General features: G+C 66.8%; 14 protein-coding genes and 1 pseudogene. 8 read left to right on the forward strand and 7 right to left on the reverse strand.

Annotated elements, in window-relative coordinates; translation table 11 throughout:
• The 3 genes and pseudogenes from VCS63_RS29780 to VCS63_RS27425 all read left to right on the forward strand — a co-directional run.
• Nucleotides 1-73 (forward strand): annotated as a pseudogene (locus VCS63_RS29780) (allantoate amidohydrolase); the annotation flags it as partial.
• Between the two features lie 112 nt (nt 74-185).
• Nucleotides 186-521 (forward strand): thioredoxin family protein, encoded by a 336-nt coding sequence (locus VCS63_RS27420; RefSeq protein ID WP_042793046.1) that lies wholly within the window; start codon nt 186-188, stop codon nt 519-521.
• Nucleotides 518-1,456 carry a DMT family transporter gene (locus tag VCS63_RS27425; RefSeq protein WP_063640413.1) on the forward strand — a complete coding sequence of 313 codons (939 nt, stop codon included), beginning with the start codon at nt 518-520 and terminating at the stop codon, nt 1,454-1,456. Before VCS63_RS27420 ends, VCS63_RS27425 begins: the two co-directional genes overlap by 4 nt.
• A 22-nt stretch (nt 1,457-1,478) precedes the next feature.
• On the opposite strand, the gene VCS63_RS27430 is transcribed toward VCS63_RS27425, so the two are convergent.
• On the reverse strand, nt 1,479-2,378 hold the full coding sequence (locus VCS63_RS27430) for a DMT family transporter (RefSeq protein ID WP_323881603.1): 900 nt from the start codon (nt 2,376-2,378) through the stop codon (nt 1,479-1,481).
• On the reverse strand, nt 2,369-3,097 hold the full coding sequence (locus VCS63_RS27435; RefSeq protein WP_063640415.1) for a GNAT family N-acetyltransferase: 729 nt from the start codon (nt 3,095-3,097) through the stop codon (nt 2,369-2,371). Before VCS63_RS27435 ends, VCS63_RS27430 begins: the two co-directional genes overlap by 10 nt.
• 121 nt (nt 3,098-3,218) lie before the next feature.
• Here VCS63_RS27435 and VCS63_RS27440 point away from each other — a divergent pair, with 121 nt between their 5' ends.
• A complete protein-coding gene (locus VCS63_RS27440) occupies nt 3,219-4,700 on the forward strand; it encodes a PLP-dependent aminotransferase family protein (RefSeq protein WP_063962023.1) in 1,482 nt (493 codons plus the stop codon).
• Nucleotides 4,701-4,892: 192 nt separating this feature from the next.
• On the opposite strand, the gene VCS63_RS27445 is transcribed toward VCS63_RS27440, so the two are convergent.
• Both VCS63_RS27445 and VCS63_RS27450 read right to left on the reverse strand, forming a co-directional pair.
• A complete protein-coding gene (locus VCS63_RS27445) occupies nt 4,893-5,189 on the reverse strand; it encodes a hypothetical protein (protein WP_042793036.1) in 297 nt (98 codons plus the stop codon).
• Nucleotides 5,189-5,821, reverse strand: coding sequence for a LysE family translocator (locus VCS63_RS27450; RefSeq protein ID WP_042796933.1), 633 nt, complete (start codon nt 5,819-5,821; stop codon nt 5,189-5,191). Before VCS63_RS27450 ends, VCS63_RS27445 begins: the two co-directional genes overlap by 1 nt.
• Nucleotides 5,822-5,975: 154 nt before the next feature.
• Here VCS63_RS27450 and VCS63_RS27455 point away from each other — a divergent pair, with 154 nt between their 5' ends.
• Nucleotides 5,976-6,791, forward strand: a complete 816-nt coding sequence (locus tag VCS63_RS27455; protein WP_063640417.1) for a DUF72 domain-containing protein — start codon at nt 5,976-5,978, stop codon at nt 6,789-6,791.
• Nucleotides 6,792-6,803: 12 nt separating this feature from the next.
• Here the strand turns inward: VCS63_RS27455 and gorA are convergent, their stop codons facing one another.
• Nucleotides 6,804-8,162 carry a glutathione-disulfide reductase gene (gorA, locus tag VCS63_RS27460; protein ID WP_063640418.1) on the reverse strand — a complete coding sequence of 453 codons (1,359 nt, stop codon included), beginning with the start codon at nt 8,160-8,162 and terminating at the stop codon, nt 6,804-6,806.
• A 171-nt stretch (nt 8,163-8,333) separates the two neighbouring features.
• On the opposite strand from gorA, the gene VCS63_RS27465 reads away from it, so the two are divergent.
• Nucleotides 8,334-8,957 (forward strand): LysE family translocator, encoded by a 624-nt coding sequence (locus VCS63_RS27465; protein WP_323881606.1) that lies wholly within the window; start codon nt 8,334-8,336, stop codon nt 8,955-8,957.
• Nucleotides 8,958-8,959: 2 nt separating this feature from the next.
• Here VCS63_RS27465 and aceE read toward each other — a convergent pair whose 3' ends face one another.
• A complete protein-coding gene (aceE, locus tag VCS63_RS27470; RefSeq protein ID WP_323881608.1) occupies nt 8,960-11,623 on the reverse strand; it encodes a pyruvate dehydrogenase (acetyl-transferring), homodimeric type in 2,664 nt (887 codons plus the stop codon).
• Nucleotides 11,624-11,778: 155 nt separating this feature from the next.
• Nucleotides 11,779-14,064 (reverse strand): nitric-oxide reductase large subunit, encoded by a 2,286-nt coding sequence (locus tag VCS63_RS27475; RefSeq protein ID WP_149064841.1) that lies wholly within the window; start codon nt 14,062-14,064, stop codon nt 11,779-11,781.
• Between the two features lie 229 nt (nt 14,065-14,293).
• Here VCS63_RS27475 and VCS63_RS27480 point away from each other — a divergent pair, with 229 nt between their 5' ends.
• Nucleotides 14,294-14,752 (forward strand): MarR family winged helix-turn-helix transcriptional regulator, encoded by a 459-nt coding sequence (locus VCS63_RS27480; RefSeq protein ID WP_042793031.1) that lies wholly within the window; start codon nt 14,294-14,296, stop codon nt 14,750-14,752.
• On the forward strand, nt 14,749-15,453 hold the full coding sequence (locus VCS63_RS27485; protein ID WP_042793029.1) for an aspartate/glutamate racemase family protein: 705 nt from the start codon (nt 14,749-14,751) through the stop codon (nt 15,451-15,453). Before VCS63_RS27480 ends, VCS63_RS27485 begins: the two co-directional genes overlap by 4 nt.

A 15,453-nucleotide genomic window follows, 5' to 3' on the forward strand; every position in this document is an offset into this window, starting at 1 on the left:
GCAACTGCTGGACGGCACCCGCGTGCTGTATCAGTCCGTCCTGGAACTGGACCGGGCGCTGCGCGCCGCCTGAGGCTGGCGCGGCCCTTCCAGGCCTGCGGGTATCCCGCGCCCGCAGGCCTGGCGCTGCCATAATGGACGCCTTGCGCCACGACCGGCGTCCTTGCAGGACCGTGCCTCTTCCCATGGAACAAATAGAACTCAACGACAGCACCGCCGACCGCTACCTCCTGGACGCGCCCGGCCTGTCCCTGCTGGTGTTTCACAGCCGTACCTGCGGCACCTGCCGCATCGCGCGCGAACAGCTGCCGCAACTGGAACTGCCCGTGGAACGCGTGTGCTGGGTCGACGCCGGCGACAACCGCGGCCTGGTCGAACGCTACGAGGTCTTTCATCTGCCCGCCATGTTCGTCACGCGCGACGGCGCATTCTTCGGCCCGGTCCAATCGACCCTGGCGGAATGGGACCTGCGCCAGCAGATCGGGCTGGCCCTGGACAGCTATCCCGCAGAACTGCCGTGAGCGCGGCCAAGCCCTTGCGCCAGCCGCTGGACGCGCTGGCCACCAGCGCCATGCTGCTGCTGTGCATTTGCTGGGGCTTCCAGCAGATCGCCATCAAGCTGGTCGCCGCGGACGTATCGCCCATCATGCAGATCGGCCTGCGCTCGGCGTTCGCGGCGCTGGTGCTGGCGGTCGCCGTCTGGCGGCGCGAAGGCCTGCGCGCCCTGACCGATGGCACTGCGCTGCCCGGTCTCATCGTGGGCCTGCTGTTCGCTGCGGAATTCCTCTTCGTCGCGCAAGGCCTGGTCTACACGACGGCCTCGCACATGTCGGTGTTTCTTTACACCGCCCCCATCTTCGCCGCGTTGGGCCTGCACTGGCTGCTGCCCGAAGAACGCATGAAACCGCTGCAGTGGCTGGGCGTGGCCGTCGCGTTCTGCGGCATCGCCGTGGCCTTCCTGGGCAAAGGCCAGCCCGAAGGTTCCGCCGCCGCCCCCAATATGCTGCTGGGCGACGCAATGGGCCTGCTGGCCGGCCTGTTCTGGGGCGCGACTACCGTGGCAATCCGCAAGACCTCGCTGTCGGAAGCCGCGCCCGCCAAGACCCTGTTCTATCAAATGGCGGTCGCGGCGGTCGCGTTGCTGGCGTACGCCGTGGCCACTGGCAATGCCGGCTTTCGCTACACGCAGGCCGCAGTGCTCAGCGTCGCCTTCCAATCGGTGGTGGTGGCGCTGTCCAGCTATCTGGCGTGGTTCTGGCTGCTGCGCCGTTACCTGGCGTCGCGCCTGTCCATCCTGTCGTTCATGACGCCGCTGTTCGGCGTGAGCTTCGGGGTGATCATCCTGGATGAATCCCTGGACGCCGGCTTCGTGCTGGGCGCCCTGCTGGTGCTGGGCGGCATCACTCTGGTGAGCGGCGCCGAGCTGCTGCGCGAGAAACTCCGCCGCCTGCGCTGACCCGCCCGTCCGCCGCGCCCGCTCAGCGCTGTGTTCGCTGCGCGGGCGCAGCGCCCAGGTTCAGCACGATCAGCGCCGCGCCGCTCAAGACGAGGCCGAAGCCCCACCAGTCCATGGCCGCGGGCCGGTCACCCACCAGCGCCATCGCGCCCAGCACCCCCACTACCGGCACCATCAGGGTGGTCAGGGCGGCCACCGTGGCGCTGACGCGCTCGCTCAGCACGAACCATAGCCAATACGCAACGGCGGTGCCCAGGATGATATGGAACGACAGCGCCGCCACCACACGGCCGTTCCAGCCCTGCGTCGGAAACGATTCGCCCGCGATCAGCATGCCCAGCAGGGCGCAGGCCGCACCCACGGCCAGCTGCCAGGCGGTAACAACGATGCGGTGCCCGGCCACGGGCCAGCCTTTCAGGTAGACCGTGCCAGCGGCCCAGCCAAAGGCCGCCACCAACGGAAAGACCAGGCCCTTGGCCGCGGCCAGGTCGCGTTCGCCAAACACCGCGCGCAGCACCGGCCAGGCCAGGATGGAGACCCCTGCCGCGCCCAGCAGCAGCGCCAGCGCCCGGCGCCGGTCCAGGCGTTCGCCCAGCACCGCCCAGGCCAGCACGGCCGACATCATGGGCATGGTGAAGGTCAGCACCGCCGCGCGCGACGTGCTGGTGCTCAGCTGTGCCCAGGCCACCGCCAGGTTGAAGACCGCCACGGCCAGCAGGCCGCCCACCACGATGCCCGGCCACGACTCGCGCGGCGGCAACAAGGCCACCCGTTTGGCGCGCGCCAGCAGCAACAGCAGCACCGCGCCGCTGCCCAGGCCAAGCAGGCGCAGTGTGAATGGAGGGAAGATCGACAGGATGATCTTCACCGCCGGCCAGTTCAAGCCCCAGAACAGGGCCAGCGCTACCGGAATCAGGCGCACGCGGACCGGGCCTGCGCCGTCAGTTCGGACAAGCCCTGGCGCTGGCGGCCTTGCGCATCGAAATTGTCGGGGCTCAGCCAGCGTTCATAGGCGGCGCGCAATACAGGCCATTCGCCGTCGACGATCGAGAACCAGGCCGTATCGCGGCTGCGGCCCTTGTACACGGTAGCCTGGCGGAAGATGCCCTCGAACTGGAAACCCAGACGGGCGGCAGCCGCGCGCGACGGGGCGTTCAGGCTGTCGCACTTCCATTCGTAGCGGCGATAACCCAATTCATCGAAGGCCCGGCTCATCAGCAGGAACTGCGCCTCGGTGGCGATCCGCGTGCGCTTGAGCTGGCGCGAGAACGACACGAAGCCCACTTCGATCACGCCGTTGGCTGGATCGATGCGCATCAGAGCCAACGTGCCGATGGCACGGCCCGATTCCAGGTCGATGATGGCGTGATGCAAAGGGTCGTGCCCTGCCTGCGCCTTCTCCGCGAACTCGCGGTAGGCCGCAAGGTCCGCGAACGGGCCCACCGACATATACGTCCAGTCGCTGTCATCCGGCGCCAGGCTGAAGGCGTGGTACAGGTCCTCGGCGTGGCGCTCGGCCGACAAGGGCTCCAGCCGGCAATAGCGGCCAACGATCGGAGTCAGGGGCGGACGCGGGCGCGGCGTCCAGCCCGTCATGTCCGGGCCGATGGGTTGCTGGAAAGCGTTGACGCGGGGTTGCATGCTACGGAGCCTCATCAGGGTTGGCGCGCCGCCCACACAGGCGGACGCAGGATGCATGCCCTCACGATATCGGAATCGTGGCATCATAAAAAGCACCACGATCATAGATTTTAATAGGGCCATGACAACCCCTAACGCCTTGCTGTCCAGCCCGCTCACGCGCGGCCCCGGCGCCCTGCCGCGCCAGCGCCAACTGATCCAGCGCCTCAAACAGGCCATCCTGGCCGGCCAACTGCCCGCCGGAGGCAAGCTGCCTTCGTCGCGGGCGTTGTCCGAGGAGCTCGCCATCTCGCGCAATACGGTGCTGATCGCCTACGAGCAGCTCACGGCCGAAGGCTATGTGATCGCCGACCGCCAGGGCACCCGCGTAGCCCCATTGTCCGCCGCCGCGGCCATCGCCGCCAAGCGCGCCGCGCCGCCCGCCCCCCAGCCATCGCTCACGGCCAAGCGGCTGACACGCATCGTCTCCACGCGCTACGCGCACGACGGCTCGCTGCCCATGACGCCCGGCACCCCAGCGCTGACGCAGTTCCCCATTAATGCCTGGCGCCGCGCGCAGGACCGCGCGCTGCAGGCCGCGCCGGCCACCGCCTTAGGCTATGGCCATCCGGTGGGCGAGCCAGCCCTGCGCGAAGCCATCGCCCAATACCTGCGGGTGTCGCGCGGCGTGCGCTGCGACGCCTCGCGCATCGTCATCACCGAAGGGGCACAGGGCGCGCTGGCGCTCTGCGTGCAGCTTCTGACCAACCCGGGCGACACCGCCTGGCTGGAAGACCCGGGCTACCGCGGTGCCAAGTCGGCCTTTCACGGCGGCGACCTGGACGTGGTGGCCATGCGTGTGGACGCGGACGGCATCGTCATCCCCGAAAACGCCTGGCATGAACGCCCCCCCCGCCTCATCCAGACCACGCCCTCGCACCAATACCCCACCGGTGCGGTGCTATCCCTGCCCCGCCGCCTGGCGCTGATCGAACGCGCCCGGCAGGCCGGAGCCTGGATCATCGAAGACGACTACGACAGTGAATTCCGCCATCAGGGCGAGCCAATAGCCGCGATGCAAGGGCTGGTCGAGGACGCGCCGGTGCTCTATGTCGGCACGTTCAGCAAGACGATGTTCCCGGCGCTGCGCCTGGGCTTCCTGGTGTTGCCCGAGGCCATTGCCTCGCAGGCGATGCCGTCCATCATCGAAATGATGCGCGGCGGCCATCGGCTGGAACAGCTGACCATGGCCGCCTTCATGGAAAACGGCCAGTTCTCGCGCCACCTTGGCCGCATGCGCCGCCTGTACCGCGAGCGCCAGGCCGCGCTGCGCGAAGCGCTGGCCGCGCACCTGGGTATCGAACATGAAGTGCTGGGCGGCCATTCCGGCCTGCACCTGACGGTGAGGCTGCCGGCGCAATACCCGGACAGAGAGATCGTGCAGCAGATGCGCAAGCTCGGTATGAATCCGGGCGCGCTGTCCTCGTTCGCGGTAACGCCTCGCACGGAGGACAACGGGCTGGTGATCGGCTACGGCAACACCGGGGCCGAGCGCTTTGCCGGCCTGGTACGGAAGATCGGCGAAGTGGCGCTGGGACTCAAGGGCTCCCGTAGCGCACCATGATCAGCCAGTCGGCATGCACCGACGGCCTGGGCGCGCCCTCGGCCTGGACTGCGACCTTCCAGGCGCAGCGGGCTGCGCCCGGGAAAAGCTGGCAGCCAACCCGAGCCGCCTTCGAGCGTGGTGGCCTTGATCACCCGGAAGGGACCCACGAATCCCCGCGTCGCCCACTTGCGGGAAGCGCTGGAAGAAGCGCTAGGCGCCCAGTCCGCCCAACAGCAAAAGGGCCACGACCAGCCAGAACAGGAAGCCGATGATTGAACGACGCAGCAGCGCCTTGACCGCGGCCCACAGGCACATCAGCCCCAGCGCCAACAGGATGAAATTGAATATCGACGGGCTCATGCCCATCGCGCCGGCCAGGCCCGAATAGAAATCCCCGAACGCCTTGCCCAGGCCGCCCAGTAACCACTTCAGCCCGGCCACGACGCTGCGCAGCGCCTCTCCGAGCATGCTGCCCAATGAAGCGAAGAAACCGTCCTCGGTCTGCATCAGCGGCGGCTATCCATCAGCATGCGCACCGCCAACCCGGCCAGCACCGTCCCCATCAGCCAACGCTGCACCACCATCCACACGGGGCGGCCCGCCAGGAAACCGGCGATGGATCCCGCCATGATGGCGATCAGCGCATTGACCGTCAGGCTGATCGCCACCTGGGTCATGCCCAGCGCCAGCGACTGCGTCAGCACGCTGCCACGCTCCGGCTGGATGAACTGGGGCAGCAGCGACACGTACATGATCGCAATCTTGGGATTGAGCAGATTGGTCACCAAGCCCATTGTGAACAACGTGCGCGGGCTGCTCTTGGGCAGGTCGCGCACCTGGAACGGCGACCGCCCGCCCGGGCGCAGCGCCTGCCAGGCCATGTACAGCAGGTACAACGCGCCGCCGATGCGCAGCACGTCATAGGCGTAAGGCACCGCCATCAGCAGCGCCGTGATGCCGAACGCCGCGCAGAGCACATAGAAGACGAAGCCGACCGCCACGCCCCCAAGCGAAATCAGGCCGGCCTGCGCGCCTTGCGAGATGGAACGGGAGACCAGGTAGATCATATTGGGCCCAGGGGTGAGCACCATGCCCAGGGCAACCAGGGCGAACGTCATCAGATGGGTAAAGTCGGGCATGATGGGCCGGCGCGAGGACACGCGGATCGTGGAATCGTGAATCCACACCTTAGCCCAAAACTGTATCGGAACAGGGAATTTTCCCGGACGGGCCTGGCGTACGAGTGGCGCCGGCGATACAGTTGTGCGGTTCCTCAGCCTGGAGAGCCCGGACATGCCCCAAGCTCATCCTCATCCGAAAGACGGCGCCATCCGCGTAGGCATAGGGGGCTGGACCTATGCCCCCTGGCGCGGCGCTTTCTACCCCGAAAATCTGCCGCACGCGCGCGAGCTGGAGTACGCCAGCCGCCAGCTCACCGCCATCGAGATCAACGGCACCTACTACAGCACCCAGAAACCGGCCACGTTTGCCAAATGGCGCGATGAAACGCCCGAGGGCTTCGTGTTCTCGCTGAAGGCTTCGCGCTATGCGACCAACCGCCGCGAGCTGGCCGGCGCCAAGGACTCGATCGAGCGTTTCGTACACAGCGGCATTGCCGAACTCGGCCCCAAGCTGGGCCCCATCGTCTGGCAGTTCGCGCCCACCAAGGTTTTCGACGCTGACGACTTCGGCGCCTTCCTGGACTTGCTCCCGGATCGGGTGGACGGCCTGCCGCTGCGCCACGTACTGGACGTGCGCCATGCGAGCTTTGCCTGCGAGGAATACCTGGAACTGGCCCGGCGCCACGGCGCCGCCACGGTCTACACGGACAGCGAGGACTACCCGTCCATCGCCGACCGCACCGCCGATTTCGTATATGCGCGCCTGATGCGAGCCAGTACCGCCTACAAGGCCGGCTATGCGCCCAAGGCGCTGGACGCCTGGGCGGACCGCTTGCGCGCCTGGGCGCGCGGAAGCCATCCGGATGACCTCCCGCTGGCGGGGGCTCCAGCGAAAAAGGCGCGGCCGGGGGAGGTTTACGCCTTCTTCATCAACGGCGCGAAGGAACTCGCGCCCATGGCCGCGCGCGCCATGATCGAACGCCTGTAGCGGCGCCGGGGCTTACTGCGCAACCGGCGTGCGCAGGGTCACGAACTCTTCGGCGGCCGTGGGATGGATGCCAATCGTCTCGTCGAACACCTGCTTGGTCGCGCCGGCCTTCAGGGCGATCGCGATCCCTTGCACGATCTCCCCGGCGTCCGGGCCTACCATGTGCACACCCAGCACGCGGTCGGTCTTGGCGTCGACGATCAGCTTCATCAGCGTCCTTTCCTGCGACTCCGTCAAGGTCAGCTTCATGGGCCGGAAGCGGCTTTCGTAGAGTTTGACCTCGTGGCCGGCCGCCCGCGCTTCTTCGGTGGTCATGCCCACCGTCCCGATGTTGGGCAGGCTGAACACCGCGGTCGGAATCAACTGGTAGTCGACCTTGCGGTATTCCTCGGGGCGGAACAGGCGCCGCGCCACCGCCATGCCTTCGGCCAGCGCAACCGGCGTCAGCGGCACCCGGCCGATCACGTCGCCGATGGCCAGGATGGAGGGTTCGGCCGTGCGGTATTCGTCATCCACCTCAATGAAGCCGTCCTTGCCCAGCTTGACCGCGGTGTTCTCCAGGCCCAGGTTGTCCAGCATGGGCCGGCGGCCGGTGGCGTAGAACACGCAGTCGGCCTGGATCACGGCGCCGTCCTTCAGGGTCGCGGCGAGCGTGCCGTCCGCCTGCTTGTCGATGCGCGTCACTTCCGAGTTGAAACGCAGATCGATGCCTTTCTTCGTCAGCTCGTCGCGCAGATGCTCGCGCACGCCCTGGTCGAAACCGCGCAGGAACAGCGGGCCGCGGTAGACCTGCGTGGTCTGGGCGCCCATGCCGTTGAAAATGGAGGCGAATTCGACCGCGATATAGCCTCCGCCCACCACCAGCACGCGGCGCGGCAGCTGCTTCAGGAAAAAGGCCTCGTTGGACGTAATGGCGTGTTCCTTGCCCGGAATATCGGGCACCTGCGGCCAGCCGCCCGTGGCCACCAGGATGTTGGCGGCGCTGTAGGCCTTGCCATTGACCTCGACCTTATGGGGATCCAGGATGCGGGCGTGGCCCTCCAACAGGGTTACGCCGCTATTGACCAGCAAATTGCGGTAAATGCCGTTAAGACGCTCGATCTCCCGATTCTTGTTCGCGATCAGCGTGGGCCAGTCGAAGCTGGGTTCGCCCGCGTTCCAGCCGAAGCCTCGCGCCTGCTCGAAGTCTTCGCTGTAGTGCGCGCCGTAGACCAGCAGCTTCTTGGGCACGCAGCCCACGTTGACGCAAGTGCCGCCCAGATAGCGGCTTTCCGCCACCGCCACGCGCGCACCGAAGCCCGCCGCGAAACGCGCCGCGCGCACGCCGCCGGAACCCGCGCCGATCACAAACAGATCAAAATCAAATGCCATGATGTTTCCTTCGCGTCCCCTTGCGGGCCCGCGTTCACTGTCCGGGAAAACCGTATTTAACACTACCCGGCACAAGCATCCGTCCGGCCGCTGTTTGCAGGCGGCCGCGATTGCTTTACAGTGGCCCGCAAGCTGGCTGCAATGCCCGGCCCTCTCCCTGGAGCAGATCCCATGTCGCTTGAAACCTGGCTGGCCTTCCTGGGCGCGTCCGCTGTCCTCGTGATGCTGCCCGGCCCCACGATACTCACGGTTATCAGCTATTCCATCGCGCATGGCAGCCGCGCGCGCCTGCCGCTGGTGCTGGCGGTGGCGCTGGGCGATTCCACTGCCCTGGTGCTGTCGTTGCTGGGCCTGGGTGCGCTGCTGGCCGCGTCGGCATTCTGGTTCACCGTGGTCAAGACGGCGGGTGGCCTGTATCTCCTGTACCTGGGCTTCAAGCTGCTGCGCGCGGGCGTCTCGCCTGCGGCCTTGCCCGCCACCGCCGCGTCCGGTTCGCGCTGGAAGCTGTTCGCCAACACCTACCTGGTGACCGCGCTCAACCCCAAGGGCATCATTTTCTTCGTTGCCTTCCTGCCCCAGTTCATCGACCCGGCCGGCGACGTGACCCGCCAGCTCTGGATCCTGTCGGGCACCTTCGTCGCCTGCGCCGGCCTCAACGCCACGGCCTACGCCGTATTCGCGGGTTCGGCCCGCCGCCTGCTGGCCTCGCCCCGCGCCCAGCGCGGCTTCAACCTGGGCGGCGGCGCACTGCTGTCTGCCGCCGGGGTCTGGGCCTTGCTGGCGCGGCGTGTCTAGCCTTACGGCAGGGCGGCCGAGACGGCCTGCGGATCGATGCCGTAGCGGGCAATAGCCTCGGCCGCGCGCTCGCGCGGAACCAGGCCGTCGTCCGCCAGGGCCTTCAGGGCAGCCAAGGCAATATGGTGACGATCCACGCCGAAATGGGCGCGCAGGGCTGCCCGCGTGTCGGACCGGCCGAAGCCGTCGGTGCCCAGCGTGACATAGCGACGGCCCGCCATGAACGGACGTATCTGCTCGGGCACCGTCTTCATGTAGTCGGTGGCGGCCACCACCGGACCGGCACTGCCGGCCAGGACCGTTTCCGCGTAGCCGCGGCGCGGATCCTCCAGCGGATGCAGGCGGTTCCAGCGCTCGGCCTCCTGGCCGTCGCGGCCCAGTTCCGAATAGCTGGTCACGCTCCAGACGTCGGCCGCCACGCCGAAGTCCTGCTGCAGCAGATCCGCGGCGGCCAGGGCTTCGCCCAGGATGGCGCCGCTGCCCAGCAGTTGCACCCGCAGCGTGCCGTCCCCGCCTTCGCGCAGGCGGTACATGCCGCGCAAGATGCCCGCTTCGGCGCCTGCCGGCATCGGCGGATGCGCGGTCTTCTCATTGATCAGCGTCAGGTAGTAGAAGACGTCCTCTTCTTCCTGGTACATCCGGCGCATGCCGTCCTGCACGATCACCGCGATTTCGTAGGCATAGGCCGGATCGTAGGCCACGCACGAGGGAATGACCGAGGCCAGCACGTGGCTGTGGCCGTCGTCGTGCTGCAAGCCCTCGCCTTCCAGCGTGGTGCGCCCGGACGTCGCACCCAGCAGGAAGCCGCGCGCGCGGATGTCGCCTGCCGCCCACGCCAGATCGCCCACGCGCTGGAAACCGAACATCGAATAGAAGATGTAGAACGGAATCGTAGTCACGCCGTGCGTGCTGTGGGCGGTGGCCGCGGCAATCCATGAGGCCATCGCGCCCGACTCGTTGATGCCTTCCTGCAGGATCTGACCCCGGCGGTCTTCGCGGTACACACTGAGCTGATCGGCGTCCTGCGGCGTATAGAGCTGTCCCACGTGCGAATAGATGCCCACCTGCCGGAACATGCCATCCATGCCGAAGGTGCGCGACTCGTCGGGCACGATGGGCACCACGCGCTGACCGATGCCCGGGTCCTTGAGCAATTGCGCCAGCACCCGCACAAAAGCCATGGTGGTCGAAAACTCCCTGCCGTCACTGCCCTTCAGGTGCGCGGCAAACGCTTCCAGCGCTGGCGTCGCCAAGGGGCCGGGACCCGCCGGCCGCCGGGGCAGATGGCCGCCGGCGCGCGCGATCGCGGCATCGAAGTAAGCGTGTTCGGCGCTGCCGGGCGCGGGTTTGATGTACGGAATCTCTTCGAGCTGCTCATCCGGCACCGGAATGGAAAAGCGGTCGCGGAACGCGCGCACCGCCGGGTCCGCCATCTTCTTCTGCTGGTGGTTGGTATTGGCCGCCTCGCCCGCCGCGCCCATGCCATAGCCTTTGACGGTCTTGGCCAGGATGACGGTGGGCTGTCCGCGATGGGCCAGCGCCGCAGCGTACGCGGCATAGACCTTGGCCGGATCATGCCCACCCCGGTTCAGCGCGCCGATCTCGGCGTCGCTCAGGTGCGCCACGCGTTCCAACAGCACCGGATCGGCGCCGAAGAAGTGTTCGCGCACATAGGCGCCGCCACGCGCCTTGAACACTTGGTACTCGCCGTCCACGCATTGCATCATGCGCTGGCGCAGCCGGCCGTCATGGTCCTGGGCCAGCAAACTATCCCAGCCGCCGCCCCAGATCACCTTGATGACGTTCCAGCCGGCGCCGCGATACACGCTTTCCAGTTCCTGGATGATCTTGGCGTTTCCGCGCACCGGGCCGTCCAGGCGCTGCAGATTGCAGTTCACCACGAAGATCAGATTGTCCAGCTTTTCGCGGCCCGCCATGGCGACCGCCGCCAACGTCTCGGGCTGGTCCTGTTCGCCATCGCCCAGGAATCCCCAGACCTTGCGGCCCTGCGCCGAGATCAGTTCGCGGTCTTCCAGGTAGCGCATGTAGCGCGCCTGGTAGGCCGCCATCAGCGGCCCCAGGCCCATCGACACCGTGGGGAATTGCCAGAATCCGGGCATGGTGCGCGGATGCGGATAGGACGCCAGCCCGCCGCCGCCCGTCTCGCGCCGGAAGCGGTCCAGCTCGGCTTCGGAAATGCGGCCCTCGAGATAGGCGCGCGCATAGATGCCGGGCGCGGAATGGCCCTGGATGTAGAGCATGTCCCCCGCAAAGTCCGGCGAGGCGGCGCGGAAAAAGTGCCGATAACCGGTTTCGTACAGCGTCGTGGCCGAAGCGTAGGTCGCGATGTGCCCGCCCACGCCCGAGGTCTTGCCTGCGCGCAACACCATGGCCATGGCGTTCCAGCGCAAATAGGCATCCAGCCTCAGCTCGATGCCCATGTCTCCCGGAAACACGCCCTGCTCCGCCGGGCTCAGGGTATTGACGTAAGGCGTGGAGTTTGGCGCCGCATAGCCGCCGTTGCCAGCGCGGTCCTGGCCGATCAGCTGATCGAGCAAATAGTGGGTGCGTGGCCGGCCCTCGTGGGCCAGCACCGCCTGCATGGCTTCCAGCCATTCCTGGGTTTCCTGCGGATCGGCATCGCTCGGTTCTATCGGGGTGTCCATGGCGTCCTCCTGGTGGGCGCGAAGGCGGCATCCCCGTATACGGCGGCCGCCATTTCGCATTGTGAATTGCAATTGCATCATGTGCAATTGCAATCGTATGGAGGAATTTTAATAATTGCAAGTGCAACTATATTTTGGACGCCCCTGATGCTTCCCTAACCGCGTGCCGGCTTCGCCTGCAGACGCGGCTCGGCCTGCGCGGGCTTGCCGCTCACGAGACCGAGGATCACCTGCGTCACGATGGCCAGCGCGCCCAGCAGGAATACGACGTCGCCGAAGGTGCGCCCCCAGCGCAGGTTCTGCAGCAGTTCCTGTTGCATGAAAGCTTCGCTGCGGGCGTACCACATGCCCTCGCTGATGCTGGCGTGGAACTGGATCAGCCCCACCGGCAGCAGGCTGGTGAAGATCATCAGCGCCAGGCCCAGGTTCATGCCCCAAAACGCCAGCTTCATCAGTCCGGGGCTCAGCGCGTATTGCGGACGGATGTAGCGCAGCACCAGCAGCGTGAAGCCCAGCGCCAGGAACCCGTACACACCGAACAAGGCCGCGTGCGCGTGGACCGGCGTCGTGTTCAGGCCCTGAATGTAGTACAGCGATACGGGCGGATTGATCATGAAGCCGAAGACGCCGGCGCCCAACATGTTCCAGAAGGCCACGGCCACGAAACACATCAGCGGCCACTGCAGGTTTTCCATCCAGGGCGCGCGGGTCTTGAGACGCCAGTTTTCCCAGGCCTCGTGTCCCAGCACGATGAGCGGCACCACTTCCAGCGCCGAGAAGCTGGCGCCCACGGCCATGACCGGCGTGGTCGTGCCGGCGAAATACAGGTGATGGAAGGTGCCCGGTATGCCGCCCAGCATGAACAGCGAGGCCGAGGCCAGGCTGGCCGTGGTGGCCATGCGGCGCGACACCAGCCCCAGGGTAGAGAAGATGAAGGCCAGCGCCGTCGTCGCGAAGACTTCGAAGAATCCTTCCACCCACAGATGCACAATCCACCAGCGCCAGTACTCCATTACCGTCAGGTGGGTGCGCTCGCCGTAGAAAAAGCCCGCGCCGTAGAACAGGCCGATAGCGCCGACCGAGGCGGTCAACAGCGCCAGCAGGTTTTTGTCGCCGCCCGGCGTGCGCAGCGCGGGCACGATGCCGCGCAACATGAGCACCAGCCAAAAGCAGATGCCCGCGAACTTGCCGATCTGCCACAGGCGGCCCAGGTCCACATATTCATAGCCCTGGTGGCCCAGCCAGAAGTTCAGGTCGGGCGGCATGATCTGCGCGATCGCAAGGTAGTTGCCGGCAAACGATCCCACCACCACCAGCACCAGCGCCCAGAACAGGATGTCGACGCCGGCCTTCTGGAACTTCGGGTCGCGCCCGCCGTTGATCAAGGGCGCAAGGAACAGGCCCGCGGCCAGAAACCCCGTGGCGATCCAGAACAGCGCGCTCTGGATATGCCAGGTGCGCACCAGCGAATACGGGAACCACTGCGACAGGTCCACGCCATAGAACTTCTGCCCTTCGACCGTGTAGTGCGCCGTGAACGCGCCCAGCAGCACCTGGAACCCGAACAAGGCCACCACCAGGAACAGGTACTTGCCCAGGGCGCGCTGCGAAGGCGTCAAGGCGAAGGCGGCGAGCGGATCCTTGGCCGGCGCCTGCGGTTCATCGTCTTCCTTGCCCCGCAGGAAGGCCCAGGCCCACACCAGCAGGCCGATGCCCGCCAGCAGCACCACCACGCTGATGATGGACCACATCACGTTCTCGGCGCTGGGCACATTGTCGATCAGCGGTTCATGGGGCCAGTTGTTGGTGTAGGTGACCGCCTTGCCTTCGCGCTCGGTGGCCGCGGCCCACGCCGTCCAGAAGAAAAAGCGCGTGAGCTGCGCGCGGCGTCCGGCATCCGGCAATGTGTTTTCCTTCATTGCGAAACTCTCGCGGCTGCCATGCAGCGCGGGCGCATCGGAAAACAGCTGATCGTAGTAGGCGGCGGTCTGCGCCATGGCGCGCGCGCGCCGCGGACTCACCACCAGGGTGTCGGTTGCCGCAACGCTGCGGTTGGCGCGGTATTCCGCTTTCAGGTCCGCGCGCAACGCAGCCTGGGCGCGCGCGTCCAACTGCGCGTAATCCTCGCCATGCCGCTCGCGCGCGGCCAGGTCCAGCCAGGCCGTCAGCTCGCGGTGCAGCCAGTCCGCCGTCCAGTCGGGCGCCTGGTAGGCGCCATGGCCCCAGACGGATCCCAGCTGCATGCCGCCGACCGACTGCCAGGCTGTCTGGCCATCCAGGATGTCGTCGCGGCCAAATAGCGGCTTGCCGTCGGTCGTGACGACCTGCCCGGGAATCGGCGGAGCCTGGCGGTAGACTTCGCCGCCATAAAAGCCCAGCAGTGCGAAGGTGACCGCCAGCACGGCGATCAGCGTGAACCATAATTTCCGATACGGACCCATGATGGGAACGCCCTCCAGTGTTTCGGTTAGTGGGGTACGTTCACCTATGCGAATTCCGTGCCAGGAAAAATCCCCGTTGAATCATCATGTTGTGATTGACAGGGTGAATTCCACCGCCCTGCGCCTGGGTATAAATCACTACAAAAGGGTGATTCATACCCTCCACAGGACGCAGCGCCCTCTTACAATCCCCCGCTGTATTCGCGCCTCTTTTGAAGGAATCGACCGCATGGCCACGGGCAAGCCCGACGCATGGAGCCTCTTCCTGACCGCGCACGCGCTGGTGGTGGAAGAAATCGAAAAGCGCCTGACCGCCGCCGGCCTGCCGCCGCTGGCCTGGTACGACGCGCTGTGGGCGCTGGAACGCGCGCCCGGCGGCACTGCCCGGATGTTCGAGATCGCCGAGCGCATGGTGATTGCGCGCTATAACCTGACGCGTCTGATGGACCGCATCGAGGCCGAAGGCCTGGTCGAACGCTTCCGCTCGGACGAGGACCGTCGCGCCACCTATGCTCGCCTGACCCCCAAGGGACGCGCGCTACGCCGCGAAATGTGGAAGGTGTACGGTCCCGCGGTCGACGAACTGTTCCTGTCGCGGCTGCCGCAAGCGCAACAGGAGTCCATGGCGGCAAGCTTCCTGGACATCGCCCGCCATGTGCGCGCATCGCGCAAGGAGACTGCCGAATGACCGCCACGCCCTTGCACATCGGGATCGTCGCCTGCTCCGCGGAAGGCGCCGCGCTTTGTTATCGCACGCTGTGCGCGGAAGGCGCCCAGCATCTGGGGCCGCATGCCCACCCCGAGATCTCGCTGCACACGCATTCGCTGGCGGACTACGTGGCCTGTCTGGACCGCGCCGACCTGGCCGGCGTGGCGGCGCTGATGCTGTCCTCGGCAGGCAAGCTCGCGCGCGCGGACGCGGACTTCCTGATCTGCCCCGACAACACCATCCACCAGGCGCTGGAACACGTGCTGCCGCAGTCGCCCCTGCCCTGGCTGCACATCGCCGAAGAAGTGGCGGCCGAAGCCGAGGCGCGCGGTTACCGCCGCATCGGCATCCTGGGCACGCGCTGGCTGGTGGACAGCAACGTCTATCCCGATAAGCTGGGCAACCGCGGCCTGCAATGGCTGCGGCCGTCCGAAAGCGACCGCGATACGCTGGCGCGCATCATCATGGACGAACTGGTGTATGGCATTTTCAAGCCGGAATCGGTTGCCCTGCTGCAAGCGGTGATCGAACGCTTGCGCGATGCGGGCTGCGATGCGGTGGTGCTGGGATGCACCGAATTGCCGCTGGTGCTGAACGATGGCAACTCCGCCCTGCCCACGCTGGATTCCACCCGCATCCTGGCGCGCGCGGCGCTCAAGCGGGCCCTGCGCGGCGCCTGA

Origin of the sequence: Achromobacter sp. D10 (genome assembly GCF_035282245.1) — a bacterium.
GTDB classification, from domain to species: domain Bacteria; phylum Pseudomonadota; class Gammaproteobacteria; order Burkholderiales; family Burkholderiaceae_B; genus Achromobacter; species Achromobacter insolitus.

Excerpts from the sequence above, each read along its gene's own strand:
- VCS63_RS27445 (WP_042793036.1), bottom strand. The coding sequence starts at position 5,189 with ATGCAGACCGAGGACGGTTTCTTCGCTTCATTGGGCAGCATGCTCGGA.
- aceE (WP_323881608.1), bottom strand. The coding sequence starts at position 11,623 with ATGGACACCCCGATAGAACCGAGCGATGCCGATCCGCAGGAAACCCAG.
- gorA (WP_063640418.1), bottom strand. The coding sequence starts at position 8,162 with ATGGCATTTGATTTTGATCTGTTTGTGATCGGCGCGGGTTCCGGCGGC.
- VCS63_RS27435 (WP_063640415.1), bottom strand. The coding sequence starts at position 3,097 with ATGCAACCCCGCGTCAACGCTTTCCAGCAACCCATCGGCCCGGACATG.
- VCS63_RS27485 (WP_042793029.1), top strand. The coding sequence starts at position 14,749 with ATGACCGCCACGCCCTTGCACATCGGGATCGTCGCCTGCTCCGCGGAA.
- VCS63_RS27450 (WP_042796933.1), bottom strand. The coding sequence starts at position 5,821 with ATGCCCGACTTTACCCATCTGATGACGTTCGCCCTGGTTGCCCTGGGC.
- VCS63_RS27475 (WP_149064841.1), bottom strand. The coding sequence starts at position 14,064 with ATGGGTCCGTATCGGAAATTATGGTTCACGCTGATCGCCGTGCTGGCG.
- VCS63_RS27480 (WP_042793031.1), top strand. The coding sequence starts at position 14,294 with ATGGCCACGGGCAAGCCCGACGCATGGAGCCTCTTCCTGACCGCGCAC.
- VCS63_RS27420 (WP_042793046.1), top strand. The coding sequence starts at position 186 with ATGGAACAAATAGAACTCAACGACAGCACCGCCGACCGCTACCTCCTG.
- VCS63_RS27465 (WP_323881606.1), top strand. The coding sequence starts at position 8,334 with ATGTCGCTTGAAACCTGGCTGGCCTTCCTGGGCGCGTCCGCTGTCCTC.
- VCS63_RS27440 (WP_063962023.1), top strand. The coding sequence starts at position 3,219 with ATGACAACCCCTAACGCCTTGCTGTCCAGCCCGCTCACGCGCGGCCCC.
- VCS63_RS27455 (WP_063640417.1), top strand. The coding sequence starts at position 5,976 with ATGCCCCAAGCTCATCCTCATCCGAAAGACGGCGCCATCCGCGTAGGC.